The following is a 19,351-nucleotide window of genomic DNA, read 5'->3' on the forward strand; positions in this document are numbered from 1 at the left end:
TTTATTGACCGCTTCAATCATCGTAGGTTGCACATTCATAAAAATAAAAAATGGAGGAAAGATGAAAGTGAGTGTTTTTCATTGACTCTTGAATTTAGATTGTGTACAATTAAATTGTAGAAAATATTAATAGAGCGAAAGAGGGTTATATTCATGTCAGAAGTTTTATTTACTGCAACGGTATCAGCTGTAGGAGGAAGAGAAGGTAAGGTTGTGTCAACAGATGGTGTACTAGAGCATGATGTAGCAATGCCAGGAACGCCAAGAGCGAAAAAGCTTGAGAAAGCAACGAATCCAGAGCAATTATTCGCAGCGGGCTATTCTGCATGTTTTGATTCAGCCCTTCAAATGGTCGCAAGACAAGAGCGTATCCGTTTTGAAAGTGAAGTAACGGCACATGTAAGCTTAATCAAAGACAGTTCAGACGGCGGTTTCAAACTAGGTGTTAAATTAGAAGTAAAAGGAACTGGAATTGAGCAATCTGTACTTGATGAACTTGTTCATAAAGCACACGGCGTTTGCCCATACTCAAAAGCAACGCAAGGAAACATTGAAGTAGAATTAGTAGCTGTCGCTCAATAATAGACATCAAAAAAAGGCTGAGGGAATATTCCCTCAGCCTTTTGATTGTGTTAATTTTTGCAGAAGCTCATGTAAAGAAGCGCGAAGTGTTTTCAGCTCTTCTTCTGATCTGCCTGTTCCAGACAGCATTTGAAATGGAATCGAAGTGGCCTTCTCTTGTAAAGCTTCTCCGTATTCTGTTAAACGAATTTGGACCGAACGCTCATCCTCTTTTGAACGTTCACGGATGATGAGTCCATTTTGTTCCATTCGTTTTAGCATAGGTGTGAGTGTACCGGAGTCTAAATATAAAAGCTCTCCCATTGTTTTCACATTTAATGTCCCATGCTCCCATAACAAAAGCAGTGCCAAATATTGCGGGTATGTGATATTTAACTCTTCTAATAATGGTTTATATTGCTTCGTCATTTCTCTTGAACTTGCATATAACAAGAAACAAAGCTGATTTTCCAGCTTCATATGTTCAAATTCATTTGTCATATCTGTCACCAACTATTTTTTGTCATACTTATCATTGTATAAGATTTTCTTCCTTTTTAAAATAAATACAGACTAAAAATGAAAAATTCTTCAATGTGCCATAAATGTTTGAGCAACGAATAGAACGTGAAAGGTATAAGTAGAAGAAGGAGGAGATCAAGATGAAACCATTATTTACTGCAAAAGTAAAAGCACAGCACGGAAGAGCAGGACATGTTCGTTCTGATGATGGTGTGCTTGACCACAACATTGTGATGCCAAACGCAAAGAAAGATGGAGAAACTGGTACGAATCCTGAACAATTATTTGCAGCGGGTTATGCGGCCTGCTTCGGAGGGGCGCTTGAACAAGTCGCCAAGAAGCAAGGTGTCGAAATTGAATCAGAAGTAGAAGGACATGTCAGTCTATTAAAAGATGAAAGTGATGGCGGTTTTAAACTTGGCGTGAAGCTGATTGTTTCCGCTAAAGGGCTTGATCATGACAAAGCGAAAGAGCTTGTTGAGGCTGCACATGAATTCTGTCCATATTCAAAAGCAACAAGAGGAAACATCGAAGTAGAGCTTGAAGTGGCGGACTAATGAAAAGAAAAAAGGGCTAAAATTTAGCCCTTTCTCAAGAATCTACTGACATCTGCTGTGGAGCAGGTGTCTTTTTTTAATATTCTTTCTTTTTGTCGTATGTGTCCCATGCTTCAAATGGAGCGAGGGTTTTTTGAAGGGTCAGCTGGTAAAATGGAATGTTTCTTGATTCGTATTCTTTATTGATTTCTTCATAAATAAAGGAGTCATCAAAACCAGAAGTCGCTGCATCCTTGTGTCCAGCGGCAAAATATACGGCCTTTGGTCTAGCCCAATAGATAGCACCAAGACACATTGGACAAGGCTCACAGCTTGTATACAAAATACAGTCTTCTAATTGGTATGTATGTAGTGTTTGGCACGCCTTTCGAATAGCTGTCACTTCTGCATGTGCAGTTGGATCATTACTCGTTGTGACATTGTTGCTTCCCTCTGCAATAATCTGACCGTCTTTGACAATGACCGCTCCAAAAGGGCCGCCTGTGCCACTATTTACTCCTTCTACTGCAAGATCAATTGCGCGTTGTAAAAAAGCTTCGTGATTCATTGTCTTCCTCCCTTTGTTCGACTGACTTCTCTAGTATAAACGAATCATGATAGAAAAGGAATCATTGTAGGAGGAGATCGAACAGGACAATTTACGGATAAAAAACCCCTGCCAAATGTTCAGCAGGGGAAGAGTGAGTCCATTATGCGTGCTGCGCTAGCTTTTTACGAGCGACTTCAGCAGCTGTCACCATGTTTTTCAAAGCAGCAATGGTTTCAGGTTCTTGTCTTGTTTTCAGTCCACAGTCAGGGTTGACCCAGAAGCGATCTGTCGGACATACGTTCAGTGCATCATCAATGATTTTACTCATTTCTTCAACAGATGGAACGCGCGGGCTGTGAATGTCATATACCCCAAGTCCAAGGCCTTTCAAATACGGGTGTTTTTCTAAATAATCGAGGAACCCGCCATGACTGCGTGAATGCTCAATCGTAATCACGTCTGCATCAAGGTCTTCAATCGTATCAACAATATCCTCGAAGTTGCTGTAGCACATATGTGTATGAATTTGCGTTTCATTTTGAACAGACGATGTCGATAGACGGAATGACTCTGCTGCCCAGTTTAAGTATGCTGCCCAATCACTCTCTTTTAAAGGAAGACCTTCTCTTAGCGCAGGTTCATCCACTTGAATCACTTGAATACCCGCTGCTTCTAACGCTTCTACCTCTTTACGTAAAGCAAAAGCGATTTGGAAGGCAATGTCTTTACGAGAGATATCTGTTCTTGGGAAAGACCAGTTTAAGATCGTGACAGGCCCTGTCAGCATTCCTTTGACTTTTTTCTCCGTTAAGCTTTGAGCGTAAACCGTTTCTTTCACTGTCATTGGTTCTGTAAATTCTACATCTCCATAAATGATCGGCGGCTTCACGCAGCGTGATCCATAAGATTGAACCCAAGCGAATTTTGTAAAGGCGAATCCAGCGAGTTTTTCACCGAAGTATTCAACCATGTCTGTACGTTCAAATTCTCCATGAACGAGTACATCTAGGCCAATCTCTTCTTGAATATCAATCCATCTTTTTGTTTCTTTTTTAATAAATTCATCATACTCTGCATCTGTCCACTCATTTTTGCGCCATTTTTGACGAGCACTGCGCACCTCAGCTGACTGAGGGAAGCTTCCGATTGTTGTGGTTGGAAGAAGCGGCAGTCCGAGAGATTCATTTTGAATGCGTAGTCGTTCTTCAAAAGCAACTGGACGTTTAAAATCTTTTGATGAAAGGCTGTTGCGCTCTGCTGTCAGGTCCGCATTCGTTCCTTTCGCGAATTCTTTTAACGTCAGAAGTGCTTCATTTGCTGCATGGATGTCTGCATCAATGGCAGCTGCTCCTTTTGATAAGCCTTCTTTTAATAGCGTTAATTCAGCCAGTTTTTCAGTGGCATAAGAAAGTCCGTTTAATAGTTTTTCTTCAAGCTGTTCGCTCGGATGTTTTGCAACTGGGACATGTAGCAGGCTGCTTGAAGGTTGCAGCCATACTTCTTTCGGCTGCACATCAGCAATCACTTCAGAAATAAACGATAATCTTTCTCCTAGATCTGATCTCCAAATATTTCTGCCGTCGATGATACCGGCTGCTAAAATTTTATCTTTTGGGAAGCCGTGTTTTTTCAATTGTTCAAGGTTTCGTCCTTGATCATGGACAAAATCAAGACCGATGGCTTCAACAGGATACGTCACAAGCTCTTCATAGGCATCTACTGAGTCAAAGTATGTTTGAAGGAGAACGTTTAAGGCAGGTACAGCTTCTTTAATCGTTTGATAGATGGCTTTTACTGCTTTCACGTCTTCACTTGAAGCTGTGACTAAAGCAGGCTCATCAATTTGAACCCATTTTACACCGGCTTCTTCAAGCTCTTTTAACAACTGAGTATAAAGCGGCACTAGGCGTTGCTGAATCTCTTTCACTTCATTGGCTTCATAGCCTTTAGAAAGAGAAACAAATGTATAAAGACCAAGAACGACAGGTTTTGTTTCAACACCAAACGCTTTTTTCACCTTTTCGTATGCTTCAAGCGGTTTGTTATGTGTGAGTTTGAATTCTGTGCTTTTTTCGTATTCTGGAACGATGTAGTGATAGTTTGTATTAAACCATTTTGTCATTTCACTTGAGACAGCATCTTTTGTTCCTCTTGCCATCGCAAAGTATGTATCTAGCGGGTCTTTCAAGCTGCGGAAGCGCTCTGGAATCCAATTGAACATAACGGCAGTATCCAGCACGTGATCGTAGAAGGTGAAGTCCCCAGAAGGAACAACGTCAATTTGTTGATCAATTTGAGTTTTAATAGCGGCTAAAAATTGTTCATCGAGTGTGCTTAAGAGGGTTTCTCGGTCAGTTTGACCTTTCCAATAAGACTCAAGTGCTTTTTTCCATTCTCTGTTTAAACCAATTCGCGGAAAACCTAGATTACTTGTTTTAACAATTGTCAATTCCAATTCCTCCTCTAAATATAAAAAGACACTCACACTCATGGTCAAGATTGATGAGGGCAAATGTCTGGTTTAAAAAGACAAAATGTGTGTGCGAAAGAAGGCGTAAGTATCAATGACGAACGCTTTTCCGACATCTCCTATCAACCGTAGGGGGTTTGATGTGATAGAGCGGCTGGTATCCTGGCTAGTGAATCTGCAAGCTTTTCATCCTTCCCATCTTCACGACAGTGGATGATTAACGAAAAGCTCTCCTCACTTACAGTGGCGGGACCGCGCCGGATTTTCACCGGTCTTCCCAATTAAAATTCGACGTGTGATCGAATTACCGACTCTCAAACTATGAATTTATTGTGTTCGATTATATAACGTTCACTTCATTTCGTCAAAGTAAATTTTGAATAATTTTAATTAAAAAAATCCTGAGAAAATTCTATCTTTTCTCAGGACCTAACATGTACCTATAGAGACAAAAGTTCTGCTTCTAATGTTTTCTCAAGAAGTACATCTGGTGCAGTTAAATATAAAAACCCGTTTCCTACAAGGGTTTTCGATTGTTTTAGCGGAAGGGTTCTCCGTACGAGCTGAGCATATACCTCAGGTTCTGTCAGCTTACGCTGGAACGCTTCTTCTTCGGCATTTTTAATAATGGCGAGTGCACCGCTCACATGAGGGGCAGCCATGGAAGTGCCTGTTAGTCTTCCGTATTTATGGTTAGGGAGAGTGGACAAAATGTCTTCACCTGGAGCGACGAGGTCGATTTCTTTATTCGCATTGGAGAATTCAGAGGATTCTCTTGCAAGAGAGACAGAGCCGACGGCAATGACCTCGTTGTATGCAGCTGGGTAGGAGAACTCTTCAGTACGCTCGTCTCCGTCACCTTCATTTCCTGCTGCGCAGACAACAAGCACACCGCTGCTTACCGCATGTTGGATGGCCTTTTGTAGTTCTGGTTCATTGCTTGGCCCACCGAGAGACATGGAAATAATATCAACCTTCTGTTCAACCGCATAGTTAATGCCATTGATAATCCATTCGTATTTCCCGCTGCCATTTTTCCCTCCAAGAACTTTCACGATCAACAGCTTGGCTTCAGGCGCAACACCTAAAATGCCGCCATTTTGATCCGTTGCTGCAATCGTTCCTGATACATGGGTACCATGCCCGTTGTAGTCTTTTACATTCTCAGCATCGCCATTGTCATCATCGGTAAAGTTTTTTCCTCCGATAATCTGATCTTTTAAATCGGGATGCTCCGTGTCGCAACCTGTATCAAGGACAGCAATGGTTATGCCTTTTCCTTTGAAGCCACTTGACCAAAGTTCGGGTGCTTTAATCTCCTGAATACTTTCCGGCGTCTCTTTCGCTTCCATCACATTGGCTTTTACTTCATACGGAATTAAGCGAATTTCACCTTTCATAAGAAAGCCCTCCTTATTTTGTTTTCAAAGTAGATTCAGGTTGCGTAATGTTATTGTATAAAACAAATGTTTGATCGGAAAGGGTCAATTGTAATAATTTTTCAAATAATCAAATAATTATTTATTGTGCAGTTCTCCTCATATCTTGCCGAAAGAAGTCACCTTTTGAGGAAAACTCTTAGTATCATATGAAAAAGAATGAAATGTTGCATAGTGAGCTTGCACCTGTACAGATGAAAATGGGTGAAAAGAACTAAAAAAGGCAGATCGAAAAAACAATCATATAAAGAGATATAGGATGACAGAAAAGAAAAAGGTACATGGCATGTGCAGATAATTGTTTTTTCATTATAATGATCGAAGGAATATAAAATGTAAAAAGTATTTGACATTTTTTAAGCGGATGATATGATTGAAATGTAAAAAGTATTTGACATTTTGATTGGGAGGGGACTAACCGTTGGATGTTGTCAAAGTTGTGTATTCAGTCATCTTATTAGTGGTCGGACTGTTCATTTTTATCGCGCCCATGATTCAAAAGGGTGATGAAAGAAAGAGATTTATCTACTCAAAAGCTCAATCGTATGCATTTATGGTGGTCATTGGTATGCTTTTATTAGAAGTCGCAGAGTCTATATTTTTAACGACCCAAGGGAACAATTCTGATAAGGGGTTTGGGATTTCTCCCATCATGTTCCTAACTGTGATTTCGGTCATATATTTAGTTACATTACTCATATACAGAAAAAAATATGGTGATTAAATTGCAAAATCATATAAGAGAACTAAGGAAATCCATTAAATTATCCCAAGAAGAACTTGCTAAACGATGTAAGGTCTCGAGACAAACCATCAATGCCATTGAAAACGATAAGTACGACCCCACTTTACAATTAGCCTTTGACATCGCCTCTGTTTTGAATACGACTGTAGATGAGCTTTTTGTCAGTCAACCTAAAAAGAAGTAAGGGACCAGCCTCAGAAAAGAGGCTTTTTTTGTTGATTTGTGTAATGTGAAAGGATCAGCTGAAAATAAAAATCAACCATATTACATAACAATTCCTCATTCATGAAAAATAAGATATGAAGATTGTGACTGTTCCAATGGAGAAAGGCAACATATAATAATGGAAAGACAAGCTTGCCTTTCAGATAGGAGAGATAGAGATGAACAAAGGGAAGATACTCGTGGTAGAAGATGAAAAGAAAATTGCAAGAGTGCTGTCATTAGAACTTGAATATGAAGGATATGAGGTCACAGTCCAAGATACAGGGATGAAAGGACTCCAGGCGCTCGAAGAGGAGAGTTTTGATTTAGTGCTTCTAGATGTCATGCTTCCAGAATTAAGCGGACTTGAAGTGCTTAGAAGGGTTCGAAAGACAAATACGGCAACACCGATCATTTTGATTACCGCAAGAGGAAGTGTTCCCGATAAGGTCAGCGGTCTTGATCTTGGGGCAAACGATTATATTACAAAACCCTTTGATATAGAAGAATTATTAGCGCGAATTCGTGCACAGCTGAGGTTCAATCACAATGCGCAAGAGGAAAAGGAAATTGAGCTAAGTATTGCAGATTTAACGGTGAATGAGAAAACAAGAGAAATTCAAAGAGGCGATCAGACGCTTGAGCTGACACCGAGAGAATATGACTTGCTTGTTCATTTATTGAAACATCAGCAGCAAGTGCTCACAAGAGATCAGCTTTTAACAGCTGTTTGGGGTTTTGATTATTTTGGTGACACAAACGTGGTTGATGTCTATATTCGCTATTTAAGAAAAAAAATCGATTACCCGTTTGAAAAACAATTGATTCACACAGTGAGAGGTGTGGGTTATGTGATGAAAGGATAAAGCATGAGATTAAAAAATAAGATCCAGCTTTATACATCGTTGTCCTTGTTTTTAATGGTGCTGCTGTTTCATACAGCGATTTATTTTATTTTTTCGATGACCTTGACGCAAAAAGATATGTCCAGACTGTCGGAAGTAGCTGAAAATATTGCTATTGCACTAAAGAAGTCAGAAGAAGAGGGCCTTCCATCTTCAGAGCTTCTGAAAGCGTATCTGCCTCAAAATGGTATGATCCGTGTCGTCACAGAGAAAGGTGAATCAAAGCTGACCGTCACGAAGGAATCTACGTTTAGCTCACTTCCTTTTACATACGAATCTGGTCAGACAGCAGAAATTCAAGAATACAATAAGCATATGATTGCGTTCGCGGCTATCCCTGTCATTTGGACAAATGGGGACATTGTGTCGCTGCAAGTATATGAAGAAATTGAAAATACAGAAGAGAACTTGGCGTTATTAAAAATGATTTTAATCGCTACTGGCGTTTTGTTTATTGTGCTTTCTTATTTTGCAGGCCACATTTTAACGAAACAAATTGTCCGCCCAATTAGTCGAATGACCAATACGATGAAAGCAAGTATGAGAGAAAAGGCATTTAAACGAATTGAATTAACAGGCGATTCAAAGGATGAACTGTATCAAATGGGTCAAACCTTTAATGAAATGGCCGAAATTCTCGAGAAACATTATGAGAAAGAGCAGCAATTTTTACACGATGCTTCTCATGAATTGAAAACACCCATTACCGTCATCATGAGCTACAGCAATTTACTAAAACGCTGGGGGCAAAGCCGGCCAGAGGTCGTAGAAGAATCCTCTCAAGCCATTCATGATGAGGCAAAAAAAATGAAAAGGCTGACAGATCAACTACTCACACTGGCGAAAAATGGGCAGCCGCTTTACTTGGACATGAAGCCGGTTGATCTTGGTCATTTGTGCAGCCAAGTTGGTCATACACTTGAAGTGGCAACCAATCGAACCATCCTTACTCATGTACAAACAGATCAGCCTGTGATTGCTGAAGGGGACGAAGAGAAGATCAAACAGCTTTTGACCATCTTGATTGATAATGCGGTTAAATATAGTGCAGAGCCAGTTGATGTGAACTGCGGACGAGCAGGAGAGAAACCGTTTATTTCGGTTGTTGACAAAGGAATTGGCATAAAAGAAGAGGATCTGCCGAAAATCTTTGACCGCTTTTTCCGTGTGGATGAAGCGAGAAACAGTGAGACGGGCGGAACTGGGCTTGGCCTGTCAATTGCGAAGCAAATTGCTGAAGAGCATGGGGCTGAGCTAAAGGTAGACAGCCGTATCGGTGAAGGAACCGTGATGACCATTCTTTTTCAGAAATAAGTAGGTCTTTTCTCATCAATTTCTCATTTCCTCCTTATAAAATAGGAAATAGGAAGGAGGCGCTGCATGTCTAAAAAAATGAAAATGCTGCTTACGCTCGCAGGATGTCTTTTCATTCTTGTGGCCTTTGCAATGCTTATGATTCAAACCATTGACCAAAAAATATTAAGCGAAGCAGACATTAAAAAAATCATCGCAAAAGACTACAATGGAAACATCACAAATATTGATCTGATCAATCATAAACAGGACTATACATTGACGCTTGAAAATTCAAATGGCATCTATCAAATCATTGCATCTTCCTCAAGCGGTCAAATGAAAGAGATGAAACAGTTAAAGAGCTATCAAAAACCAAATGAGAAAAATGCCGAACTCCAAGCAGAAGAAGTGGCAGTGAAAAAAGTGAAGGGTACCGTGATTCAAAAGAAAGAAAAATCGGATCGCTTTATCTTTACGATTCAATCAAAAAAAGAACTGTATCAAGTGGATGTTGAGAAAGACACGTTCAAGGTGATTGAAGCAGAAAAGAAACAGCCAACCTCTAAAGAAAAGAAGCTGACAAAAATAACGGTAGAAGAAGCCATTCAGATTGCCGTAAAAGAAGTGGGCGGCACAGTGGATGATGCAGATCTTGAAACTTTTAGCGGAATGCTCGTGTTTGAGGTAGAGCTCGATTTGCCGGATGGAAGAGAGGCAGAGGTATTAGTGAATGCCTATACAGGAGATATTGAAGGCATTACGTACGAAAACTAATCATTTTCTCATGATTTTCTCATGTTCCTTTCCTTCCTTTATCATCTTGTTTTTTTAAGATAAAGGAGAAATCAAACAGAGGAGGAGTTAAACATGATAAAAAAAGTACTAGTAGCTACAGCATTCACAGGAGCCCTTGTCGCAGGTGGTTTCACCCTTCAAGCGCAAAATACAAATCAAACGGCAAATGCCGAACAAGTGGTGCAAAAGAAATCTTCATTTGTCTCAAAGAAACAGGCTGAAAAAGCAGCATTAAAAGTTGTGAAAGGCTATGTAGATGATGTAGATCTTGAGCGTAAAAAAGGAAAATGGGTATATGAGGTCGAGATTAAAAAAGGCGGCTTTGAATATAAAGTATATGTCGATGCCAAAACAGGCAAAGCGCTCAATGATCCAGTCAAAGAAAAGAAACAAAATGTAAAAATCACCAAAAAACAGGCTGAACAAATTGCCCTTGCAAAAGTAAAAGGAACAGTCACAGATTCAGAATTAGATAAAGAAAATGGTGTGTACTTGTATGAAATTGAAATTACGACACCAAGCGGTGAAGAAGTTGATTTTGAGATTTCCGCTAAAACAGGCAAAATCCTCAAGCAAGAATGGGACGATTAAGCTATAAATGAACCTTTGAGCGTGATAGAAAACCTTTGCAGCCCTAGGAAGGACGAGTACTGGCGCGGGGCGAATTTGACATTCGTGAGCACCAGCACGCACACGCTGAACCTTACACTTTTATGTGTAAGGTTTTTTCATTGGGACAAACTACTGAAAAGGAGGCGAGAGAATATGATGAAGAAAAAAGAAGAAGAACAGACGATGGATCGTGCGGAATATGTTCCCCATCCTGATGGAGAAGGATATGCTTTGTTTTTGCATGATTCTTTTCATCTCCTCTCCCAAGAGGATATGAATCAGCCGGAAGAGGAATAGAAGACATGAAAGGGCGATGGTCAACTTGTCTATCGCTCTTTTTTTGAAAAGTAAGCGAATACATCAGAAAACTTGGCATCTTGCTTATTGACATCATTGCGCTTTTTCTGTAATCTCAGTGTGTCAACAATATGAGACTTCGTTAGGTGAGGCTCCTGTATGGAGATACGCTGCTGCCCAAAAATGTCCAAAGACGCCAATGGGTCAACAGGAATCATCGACATAAGGTGATTTTTAATGCAGCTGGATGAATCCTATGCCATACAGTGCTAAAGCTCTACGATTGAAGGAGCAAGTGTTTATTTGTCATGCTTAAAAAGCGCCTTCATTCGGTTGAAGGTGCTTTTTTATGAGAAAAGGAGGTGTGGGGATGGATCATCCCGATTCGAGACACATAGAGAGTATGTCAAAAGATCAGATTGACGCATCAGATAGAGGAGATCCTGACCCCCGCACAATCTAAGGGATTCGGGTATCTCCTGATTTTGGGGAGGTAACAGCGATGATACAGAACATTACGTACGATGAACTCATTTTACGCATCATTATTTTACTAAGAGATGGAAAACGTAAAGAATTTAAAAACATTATGGAAGAACTTCAGCCTTATGATATGGCCTACTTATTCAAGGAGCTTCCAGAAAAACACCGCGGCCGCTTTCTCAGCTTTTTAACAGTCGATGACGTGACGGAAATGATGGGTGAACTGGAGCGGGAATATCAAGAGATTGTTCTTGAAAAAGTAGGGAAAGACAAAGCCACCTTCGTCACAAACAAAATGGATAACGATGATCTAGCCAACTTGTTTGATGAGATGGAGGATGAGCTGAAGGATCAGCTTTTATCTAACATGGAAGCAGAGGAATCCAAGGCCGTCCAGCTTCTCATGAATTACCCTGCTGAGACAGCAGGCCGGATCATGACCAATCGGTACGTTTGGATTCCGCAGCATTATACGGTTCAGGATGCCGTGGTGAAGCTGAAAAGCTTTGCTGAAATTGCAGAATCGATCAACTACTTATATGTCATAAATGATCAAAAACAGCTTGTAGGGGTACTCTCATACAGGGATCTTATTTTAGGTGAACCGGATGAAAAAGTGCAGGATCTTATGTTTACAAGAGTCATTGCCGTTGGTGCCTTTCAAGACCAGGAAGAAATCGCAAAACTCATTGAGCGATATGATTTCCTTGCCATCCCTGTTGTAGAAGAGAACAATGTCTTAGTCGGAATTGTGACAGTCGATGATATCATTGATGTTGTGATTCAAGAGGCAGGAGAAGACTATGAAAAGTTTGCTGCCTCTGGTAAAGATATCACGTTCGACACACCGGCATTTGTGGCGGCATACCGCCGTCTTCCATGGCTCATTTTGCTTCTATTCATTGGGCTGATTTCAGGCAGTATCTTAAATTATTTTGAAGATACCTTGCAGCAAGTCGTTGCTTTAGCATTCTTCATGCCGATGATTGCAGGTATGACAGGGAATACAGGGACACAGTCTCTAGCGGTTGTCATTAGAGGATTGTCAAAAGAGGAATTAACGAAAAAAACCATTATGCGCTTGATTTTCAGAGAGCTGAGAACAAGTATTTATATTGGGATTGTTTGTTCAATCATTATTACGGTCGTTGCCATGGTATGGCAGGGCAATATGATTTTAGGTTTTGTTGTTGGTTCCTCGCTTCTTGCAACACTGATTATTGGGACAATGGCAGGTACGGTCGTGCCGATTATTTTACACAGATTAAACGTCGACCCAGCCATTGCATCTGGACCGCTGATCACAACATTGAATGATATTTTATCCTTACTCATCTATTTTGGAATTGCAACAGCATTTCTTCATACACTGATGTAGTCAAAAGACTGTAAAATGTAACGTTTTACAGTCTTTTTTGAATAAAGATTGCATATAGCGCTTCCATCCTTTACATTTTAAGGAGAAGGTGGGAGAAAAAAATGAAGAAGTTTTTATTCATTTTCATGTGCATTGTTTTGCTAAGTGCATGTTCAAGAGAAGACGAGGGGAAAGACAGAAGACTTGTGGCATCAGAGCATATGCTTGAAGCGATAACTGAAGGAAATAAACGAAAAATGGACAATGTCTATGTCGAAGGCGCAGTCCCAAGCCCAAGTGACATTCTTAAATCGAAAAAGGAATGGGGAATTGAGACGCTTTCTTATGAAGATTTTCAATTGGAAGAAGCCAGCATCCATGTCTTTCATGCAAATTATAAAGATGTAAACACTGGAGAAAAAAAGGCGCTTGCCTTTCGGGTGAAAGAAGATCCTGAAAAAGGCGGCGTACGAATTGACTTTGTAGGGGTTATTGAAGGAACTGACGCTTCATCTAAATAAAAAGTATCGTTCATATGCTTTATGATAAATCAGGCATAAGTTGAGATAATGTAAAAGGATAGAAGAGCTGAAAGAATGTCGCTCTATCTATCCTCTTTTTTTAACACACATGATCTTATTAATGAAAACAATGATTTGTCTCAGATCACATATTCGTAATGCCTATTAACTCCATAAATTGTGACAGAGCACTGGTCATGTACGAATCACGTCGCCTGATCAACACAGTGGGCACGATCCGATGTGGTTCCGGTAATGGATGACAGGTAAATTTGCCTTCCCCCCGAGATTCAACCATAGATTTTGGTAATATAGTCACTCCCAGCCCGCTTTCAACACATTTAAGGACGCCCTCTAACGTACCATATTCCATGACCTTCATAGGAGGATAGCCGTTGTTCTCTAGCCACTTTTGCCATCGTCCTAAATAAATACAATGGGCGAATGACGAGAGCAACGGCTCATGTAAAATAGATTCTACCTGGAATTGCTCCGTGGAGTAGCTTGTAATGAGAACGAGGGATTCTTCCAATACAGGATACTCGATGATTTCTGGATGAAGAATTGGCCCATCTACTAACGCGCTGTCTACTTTGTAGTTGAGGATAGCGCTAACTTGGTCGACTGTAGGTGCCATATACAAGCTCAATTCTACTTGTGGAAATTTTTTGTGATATTCTGTGAAAATGCTGGGCAATCTTGTAGATGCGGTGGACTCTATAGATCCAATGTGTAAAGATCCCCGCGGAGTAGAGGAAAGCTTTACTGCTTCTATCGCTTCTTCGTAATCGTATAGTAATTTATTTACATAGGGCAGCAGTTCACGTCCTGCAGGCGTTAAAGATATTTTCTTATGATATCGATAGAGAAGAGGTACACCTAACTCTTGTTCAAGACGTTGGATTCTTGCGGTGACATTGGACTGCACATAATTTAATTTTTGAGCAGCTTTTGTGATGCTTTGTTCAATGGCAACGGCTTTAAATACTTCCAAAGATTTAATATCCAAACTAACTCTCCTTTTTTGCATCACAAATCGTGATGATCTATATGCTATTTTTTGATTTTACGTGATCCAAAGAAGTATGTAAACTAAATGATAGAAGAGGTTGATGCTCATTGCGGTGTCCCTTTTATCAGATCGAGAGGAGAAAATGAGAATTTTTTAGCTGTGGCAACTAAAACAGACGTTTCCATTTAATAAGGAGGGGAATCGATTGATTTCAAAGGTAAATATCGAAGAAAAATTTTCGCAAATAAATGATTATTGGAATCCTAGAATAGGTGGAGAGTTGAACGACTCATACATGAAAATGGTGAAAATGAAGGGTGAATTCATTTGGCATCACCATGATGATGAGGATGAAATGTTCTTTGTGTGGAAAGGCAATCTAGTCATCCGTTTTAGGGATAGGGAAATAACGCTTCATGAAGGAGAATTTCTTGTGATTCCAAAAGGAGTTGAACATCAGCCAATTGCTGAAGAAGAAGTTCACTTGCTCTTAATAGAACCCAAAACGACGCTAAACACGGGGAATGTGCTCAATGAGCGAACTGTTTCGATTCCTGAACAAATTTGAAAAACTAAATTGTTAAAGATCAAGTATCTTAGGTGATAAATAGTTGAATGGTTGTTTTAGCTAATAACGAGGCTGCAATTGCTGCCTCGTTTTGTTGCTTCAATGATTCAAGATGAGCTGTAACGCATTTCCTTTCGCTACCTGAAATAGACTCTTCAGCAAGAATCGGTCTTTGGGTCAGTTCGTGCTTTCATCGTTTCATAAACAGGTCGTCAGATGCTAAGTCTATTTTGCCGAGTAAGCGATTGTTATTTAGTTCATCGATTCTTGTACCGGAAGTGCGCGTTGATCTGTCCTTCCAGCATTTTTTTCTTATATTGTCCGCTTTTTAATGCCTGTTCTTTTTTCTTCATGTCTTTTAAAATTTCCGCTGTCTGCACACCATCTTCCCGTTTATTGGCGATATCCATTAAACGTTCTACATCAGAAAAAGAATATTTCCGTGTGCCTCTTGTTGAGCGCTGGGGGTAGATGAGTTTACGTTCCTCATAATATCGGATTTGCCTGACGGAAAGTCCTGTTAATTCACTGACAATCCCAATTGAAATGACTTTTTTATCTTTATAAGATACATCTTCCTGCGTCATATCCTCACCCCTGCAAGTCTTTTCTTCATATTATATCCAACAGTCAGTAAAAAAACCTAACGTTTGTTAGATAATATAACACAAAAATGAAAAAATCGAAAAACAATGGAAGGAAAATTAACATATAAAGTGCAAATCATATCACGTGAACATATGATAAGAAAAAGAAAAAATAAGGAGGAGGTGCACTTGATGGAGAAAACACAGATCATCCGTATGGCAAAAGAAATCATCGCATTAGATGTGAAGAGGGATGAACTGCTGGAGCAGTTCATGCAGGCTGCGGGTCAGAATGCACATGCTCTTCTTAGAGCCGTACAAAATGATTTGTATAAAAAGTCCTCATAAGCACCCGATCCATATCCATTGATAGGAGGGGAGATGTCATGCGGCGTATATTAAAAGAAGCTTTAGCGAAAGAAAGACATTATTATACGAAGCAGCTTTGCTCACTTGGAGTGTATAGCCCTGATATGACCAAGAACATGACAATTAGTGACTTAAAAAAAGAGTATCATTTCTTTTTCAACAAAACAGATCGCTATCTTTAACATCCCTTATCATGTGCGTTGTCACATGAAGGGTTCTTTTTTTTGTGTTTAATATTATAGCAATATTGGATTTTGTAGAAATTTGACGAATCAAATGTAAGAAAATATAGAGCCTTTACAGATTATGTTAAAATTTGTCGTAACATGATGGTTTGCTGGAAAAGCTTTTTTTCGAGATGATTGTGAAAAATAAGAAGGATTTTAAAAGTTTATATCGAAATCTTATACATAACACGAATGGAGTCACTTATGTGGTTGAAAGGGTTTTCAAAAACGTACTTCTATTTTTTACGAAAGGCTCCAACTGCACCGCAAGAAAGCCTTGAAGTTAAAAAAATATTATAAGAGGTAGATATGTGATGAGACTATCGTTTAATGAAGAAGAAGTAGAACGTTCAATGACGCTTTACAAAGTTTTTGCAAGGGCATTTAAAAGCGTTTCCGAACACAGTATTAGAGACAGCAAGGAGCATGGATTCAATCCAACTGAATTTGCCGTTCTCGAATTACTGTATACGAGAGGTGCTCAAAAACTTCAGCAAATCGGCTCAAGACTCCTGCTTGTCAGCGGGAATGTTACGTACGTAATTGACAAGTTAGAACGAAATGGTTTCATTGAAAGAGAACAGGACCCAAAGGATAAGCGGTCAGTTTATGCCCATTTAACAGATAAAGGGCGCAGTTATTTGGATAAAATTTATCCAATCCATTCTCTTCGAATTGCGCGGGCGTTTTCTGGTCTTTCGCGTGAAGAACAGGAGCAATTAATTAGTCTGCTGAAAAAAGCAGGTATTCACAGTCAGCATTTGTTATTTAGATAAAACGAAAAGGTGCCATGGTTGGCACCTTTTTTATGTATCCAGCTGATGAGCAGGATAGGCGATAAATTTTTCAATATCACTAGCTGGAAGTGGCTTGGCATAATAAAAGCCTTGTAGATCGTCACAGCCCTGCGCAGATAAAAGTTGCGCTTGTGCAAAAGTTTCAACACCTTCAGCAATGACTTCTAGAGATAGCTGGTGCCCCATTGCAATAATAGCCCCTGTGATTTGCTCAGACTTTGAATCGCTCAAAATATCCTCGATAAATGATTTATCAATTTTCAGCCGGTGAATCGGCAAATCCTTCAAATAGCTCAAAGAGCTGTGGCCTGTACCAAAATCATCAATACTAATACGGACGCCAAGTTGTTTTAGAGATGTCAGTACTTGTTTTGACTGCTTGATGTTGTCCATTGTCATGCTTTCTGTCACTTCAAGCTCAAGAAGTGATGGTTGAAGGTCGTATTTTTTTAGCGTTAGCTTGATCAAATCAATTAAGTCTTCAGAGTTAAACTGCTTAGCAGATAAATTGACCGCTACAGGGATTTTCAATTGCTTGTCATACCACAATTTTGCCTGCTTACATGCTGTGTCAATGACCCACCTTCCAATATCGATAATCAGGCCCGATTCTTCAGCAAGTTCAATGAAAGCCTCTGGTGATTTTAGAGAACCGTCTGGTGCTTTCATTCTTAAAAGGGCTTCAACACCTGTCATCTGTCTTGTTTTGGCGCTGATTTGCGGCTGATAATGAAGCACAAACTGCTTTCTTTGAATGGCATCTCGTAGCTCCAGTTCGCGATTGAGTCTGTCCTCACTCAATCTCTCCATAGATTCAGTAAAGAATTCATAGCGGCTTTGTTTATGTTTCTTTGATAAATACATGGCCATATCTGCTTTTCTCATCAATTCCATACCATTCTTTCCGTTTTGCGGAGAGATGGCGATTCCAATACTAATGGATGTAATGAGCTGATGGTTTTGAATGAAAAAAGGACGTTCAAATTGGCGAATGATGTTTTTCAAAAGCTGTTCAATTTTATGTGTGTTATGCTCCATGTGAGGAAAGATCATTAAAAATTCATCCCCGCCAATTCTTGCAATAAAGCCATTGTCAGGCAAACATTTAGTTAGTCTGTTTGCGGCGGCTTTCAACAGCAGATCGCCTATGTTATGACCAAGGGCATCATTAATAATTTTAAACCGATTTAAATCAAGAAAAAGAACTACCGTTGACGTTTTTGTCTCTTCTTGAGCGGATAATACATCATTTAAATGATTAATTCCGTGACGACGGTTCGGAAGTTCAGTTAATGCATCATAATGTGCCATCACATGAATTTCTTTTTCAGCAATCTTCTGCTGTGTTAAATCCTTTAAAACGAGATAAATGCTGTCAAGTGTATGGTTGACGTGTACGGGTATGTATGTAACATGATAATAATAAAAACGATCTGCTGCTTTCAGTTCTGCTTCACGCGTAATTGCTTTTTTTGATTGATAAATAAAGTCTTCCCACATCTCAGTCGGCATGACGTATTGACTCACATCATCACCAATCCAGGAATTGCACATTTTCAAAATGTGTTTGCCTGGGTCATTCGCCGATATCACTTTTCGATCAACAGATAACACGATAATACCATCTATATTATGTTTGATCAGTGATTGGAACCGCTGTTCATTTTCTTTTAGCTGATCTGATTGTGACATAATCCGTTGATCAATATAGGCGCCGAAAATCATGAGTGATTGGACGATAAGCGTCATCAGGCCGATGAAAATGGACAGGCTAAATGGTGACATTTCAAGAGAACCACCCGTAGCGACCTGACCATCTGAATGAAAAAACATCGTCGAAGACGCCATGCCAGTGTAATGCATGCCCGCAATAGCACCGCCCATCATCAGTGCACCCGCTATTTTTAACAGCTGATCTTCCCGCCTTTTCTCAGAGCGATGGAGCCGGAAAAAAAGGTGTAATGAAAAGAATGAAGCGAGCGCACCAATAAAAAACGAAAGAAAAAAGAGAACAGGGTCATAGCTGATGGTGACATTCGCCATTGATTCCAATCCGAGGTAGTGCATGCTGCAAATAGCTGAGCCCATCGTGATCGAACTAATCAAAAGTCGTCTTGTAGAAAGTTGCTGCTGAATACATATTGAAAAAGCAATGAAAGAACCGATAAAAGAGGCCAAAATCGATAAAATGAGTAAGGGAGTTTCATATGTGATACCAGAGCGTAGATGAAACGCCATCATGCCAATAAAATGCATTGACCATATTCCCATCCCCATGATCATCGCACCAATGATCAACCATACTCTTTTCTTTGCGCCGCTCGACTGGATCACCCGGCTGGCTAATTGAAGAGCTGAGTAGGAGGCGACAGCGGCGACAGCGACTGACAGAAAGACAAGCCATCCGTTGTAGCTTCCTGTTAAATGTGTCATGTAAGAAAACCTCCTGTATCTAAAAACAGACATATACTTAATATATCGGATCAAGTGGCGCCTGT

The 19,351-nt window shown here is 39.9% G+C and carries 22 protein-coding genes and 2 riboswitches; of the genes, 15 read left to right on the top strand and 7 right to left on the bottom strand.

Annotated features, from left to right (window positions below):
* The first annotated feature begins 153 nt into the window (after window positions 1-153).
* Window positions 154-582, top strand: coding sequence for an organic hydroperoxide resistance protein (locus NSQ70_RS06375; protein WP_173407964.1), 429 nt, complete (start codon window positions 154-156; stop codon window positions 580-582).
* Window positions 583-615: 33 nt separating this feature from the next.
* Here the strand turns inward: NSQ70_RS06375 and NSQ70_RS06380 are convergent, their stop codons facing one another.
* Complete coding sequence (locus tag NSQ70_RS06380) at window positions 616-1,062, bottom strand: MarR family transcriptional regulator (protein WP_008346188.1); 447 nt, start codon at window positions 1,060-1,062, stop codon at window positions 616-618.
* Window positions 1,063-1,223: 161 nt separating this feature from the next.
* Between NSQ70_RS06380 and NSQ70_RS06385 the strand changes: the two genes are divergently transcribed.
* Window positions 1,224-1,640, top strand: coding sequence for an organic hydroperoxide resistance protein (locus NSQ70_RS06385; protein ID WP_039170286.1), 417 nt, complete (start codon window positions 1,224-1,226; stop codon window positions 1,638-1,640).
* Between the two features lie 76 nt (window positions 1,641-1,716).
* On the opposite strand, the gene NSQ70_RS06390 is transcribed toward NSQ70_RS06385, so the two are convergent.
* The 3 genes from NSQ70_RS06390 to NSQ70_RS06400 form a co-directional block, all read right to left on the bottom strand.
* Window positions 1,717-2,187 (bottom strand): nucleoside deaminase, encoded by a 471-nt coding sequence (locus NSQ70_RS06390; protein WP_008346184.1) that lies wholly within the window; start codon window positions 2,185-2,187, stop codon window positions 1,717-1,719.
* Between the two features lie 142 nt (window positions 2,188-2,329).
* Window positions 2,330-4,618, bottom strand: a complete 2,289-nt coding sequence (gene metE, locus NSQ70_RS06395) for a 5-methyltetrahydropteroyltriglutamate--homocysteine S-methyltransferase (RefSeq protein ID WP_047945987.1) — start codon at window positions 4,616-4,618, stop codon at window positions 2,330-2,332.
* Window positions 4,619-4,773: 155 nt separating this feature from the next.
* Window positions 4,774-4,966: riboswitch (cobalamin riboswitch) on the bottom strand.
* Between the two features lie 113 nt (window positions 4,967-5,079).
* Window positions 5,080-6,039, bottom strand: a complete 960-nt coding sequence (locus tag NSQ70_RS06400) for a S8 family peptidase (protein ID WP_007498796.1) — start codon at window positions 6,037-6,039, stop codon at window positions 5,080-5,082.
* A gap of 460 nt (window positions 6,040-6,499) precedes the next feature.
* Between NSQ70_RS06400 and NSQ70_RS06405 the strand changes: the two genes are divergently transcribed.
* The 9 genes from NSQ70_RS06405 (at window position 6,500) to NSQ70_RS06445 (ending at window position 13,293) form a co-directional block, all read left to right on the top strand.
* Window positions 6,500-6,802 (top strand): hypothetical protein, encoded by a 303-nt coding sequence (locus NSQ70_RS06405; RefSeq protein WP_041092341.1) that lies wholly within the window; start codon window positions 6,500-6,502, stop codon window positions 6,800-6,802.
* Complete coding sequence (locus NSQ70_RS06410) at window positions 6,792-7,007, top strand: helix-turn-helix transcriptional regulator (protein ID WP_169476040.1); 216 nt, start codon at window positions 6,792-6,794, stop codon at window positions 7,005-7,007. Before NSQ70_RS06405 ends, NSQ70_RS06410 begins: the two co-directional genes overlap by 11 nt.
* A gap of 199 nt (window positions 7,008-7,206) precedes the next feature.
* Window positions 7,207-7,893, top strand: coding sequence for a response regulator transcription factor (locus NSQ70_RS06415; protein WP_019743445.1), 687 nt, complete (start codon window positions 7,207-7,209; stop codon window positions 7,891-7,893).
* Window positions 7,894-7,896: 3 nt separating this feature from the next.
* On the top strand, window positions 7,897-9,246 hold the full coding sequence (locus tag NSQ70_RS06420) for an ATP-binding protein (protein ID WP_024719631.1): 1,350 nt from the start codon (window positions 7,897-7,899) through the stop codon (window positions 9,244-9,246).
* 66 nt (window positions 9,247-9,312) lie between these two features.
* Window positions 9,313-10,002 carry a PepSY domain-containing protein gene (locus NSQ70_RS06425; protein WP_047945988.1) on the top strand — a complete coding sequence of 230 codons (690 nt, stop codon included), beginning with the start codon at window positions 9,313-9,315 and terminating at the stop codon, window positions 10,000-10,002.
* A 93-nt stretch (window positions 10,003-10,095) separates the two neighbouring features.
* Window positions 10,096-10,614: a PepSY domain-containing protein gene (locus tag NSQ70_RS06430; protein WP_008346169.1), complete on the top strand. Its 519-nt coding sequence runs from the start codon at window positions 10,096-10,098 to the stop codon at window positions 10,612-10,614.
* Between the two features lie 174 nt (window positions 10,615-10,788).
* Window positions 10,789-10,932: a hypothetical protein gene (locus NSQ70_RS06435; RefSeq protein WP_008346168.1), complete on the top strand. Its 144-nt coding sequence runs from the start codon at window positions 10,789-10,791 to the stop codon at window positions 10,930-10,932.
* A gap of 131 nt (window positions 10,933-11,063) precedes the next feature.
* Window positions 11,064-11,227: riboswitch (M-box (ykoK) riboswitch) on the top strand.
* Window positions 11,228-11,434: 207 nt separating this feature from the next.
* A complete protein-coding gene (mgtE, locus tag NSQ70_RS06440) occupies window positions 11,435-12,793 on the top strand; it encodes a magnesium transporter (RefSeq protein WP_007498785.1) in 1,359 nt (452 codons plus the stop codon).
* A gap of 101 nt (window positions 12,794-12,894) precedes the next feature.
* Complete coding sequence (locus tag NSQ70_RS06445; protein ID WP_058337429.1) at window positions 12,895-13,293, top strand: hypothetical protein; 399 nt, start codon at window positions 12,895-12,897, stop codon at window positions 13,291-13,293.
* A 145-nt stretch (window positions 13,294-13,438) separates the two neighbouring features.
* Here the strand turns inward: NSQ70_RS06445 and NSQ70_RS06450 are convergent, their stop codons facing one another.
* On the bottom strand, window positions 13,439-14,302 hold the full coding sequence (locus NSQ70_RS06450; protein ID WP_039170301.1) for a LysR family transcriptional regulator: 864 nt from the start codon (window positions 14,300-14,302) through the stop codon (window positions 13,439-13,441).
* 208 nt (window positions 14,303-14,510) lie between these two features.
* Between NSQ70_RS06450 and NSQ70_RS06455 the strand changes: the two genes are divergently transcribed.
* Complete coding sequence (locus NSQ70_RS06455) at window positions 14,511-14,873, top strand: cupin domain-containing protein (protein WP_081105410.1); 363 nt, start codon at window positions 14,511-14,513, stop codon at window positions 14,871-14,873.
* A 257-nt stretch (window positions 14,874-15,130) separates the two neighbouring features.
* Here the strand turns inward: NSQ70_RS06455 and NSQ70_RS06460 are convergent, their stop codons facing one another.
* The gene (locus NSQ70_RS06460; RefSeq protein ID WP_007498778.1) at window positions 15,131-15,460 is read right to left on the bottom strand and encodes a MerR family transcriptional regulator; all 330 of its coding nucleotides are present in this window, start codon (window positions 15,458-15,460) and stop codon (window positions 15,131-15,133) included.
* A 192-nt stretch (window positions 15,461-15,652) separates the two neighbouring features.
* On the opposite strand from NSQ70_RS06460, the gene NSQ70_RS06465 reads away from it, so the two are divergent.
* The 3 genes from NSQ70_RS06465 (at window position 15,653) to NSQ70_RS06475 (ending at window position 16,832) form a co-directional block, all read left to right on the top strand.
* Window positions 15,653-15,808, top strand: a complete 156-nt coding sequence (locus NSQ70_RS06465) for a hypothetical protein (RefSeq protein ID WP_008346151.1) — start codon at window positions 15,653-15,655, stop codon at window positions 15,806-15,808.
* A gap of 38 nt (window positions 15,809-15,846) precedes the next feature.
* On the top strand, window positions 15,847-16,011 hold the full coding sequence (locus NSQ70_RS06470) for a hypothetical protein (protein ID WP_008346148.1): 165 nt from the start codon (window positions 15,847-15,849) through the stop codon (window positions 16,009-16,011).
* A 356-nt stretch (window positions 16,012-16,367) separates the two neighbouring features.
* Window positions 16,368-16,832 (top strand): MarR family transcriptional regulator, encoded by a 465-nt coding sequence (locus tag NSQ70_RS06475; RefSeq protein ID WP_088004396.1) that lies wholly within the window; start codon window positions 16,368-16,370, stop codon window positions 16,830-16,832.
* A gap of 30 nt (window positions 16,833-16,862) precedes the next feature.
* Here NSQ70_RS06475 and NSQ70_RS06480 read toward each other — a convergent pair whose 3' ends face one another.
* Entirely contained in the window at window positions 16,863-19,286 is a 2,424-nt protein-coding gene (locus NSQ70_RS06480) for an EAL domain-containing protein (protein ID WP_342502513.1), read from the bottom strand.
* Window positions 19,287-19,351: the final 65 nt, after the last annotated feature.

Source organism: Bacillus sp. FSL R5-0397 (assembly GCF_038593395.1).
Lineage (GTDB): Bacteria > Bacillota > Bacilli > Bacillales > Bacillaceae > Bacillus > Bacillus altitudinis.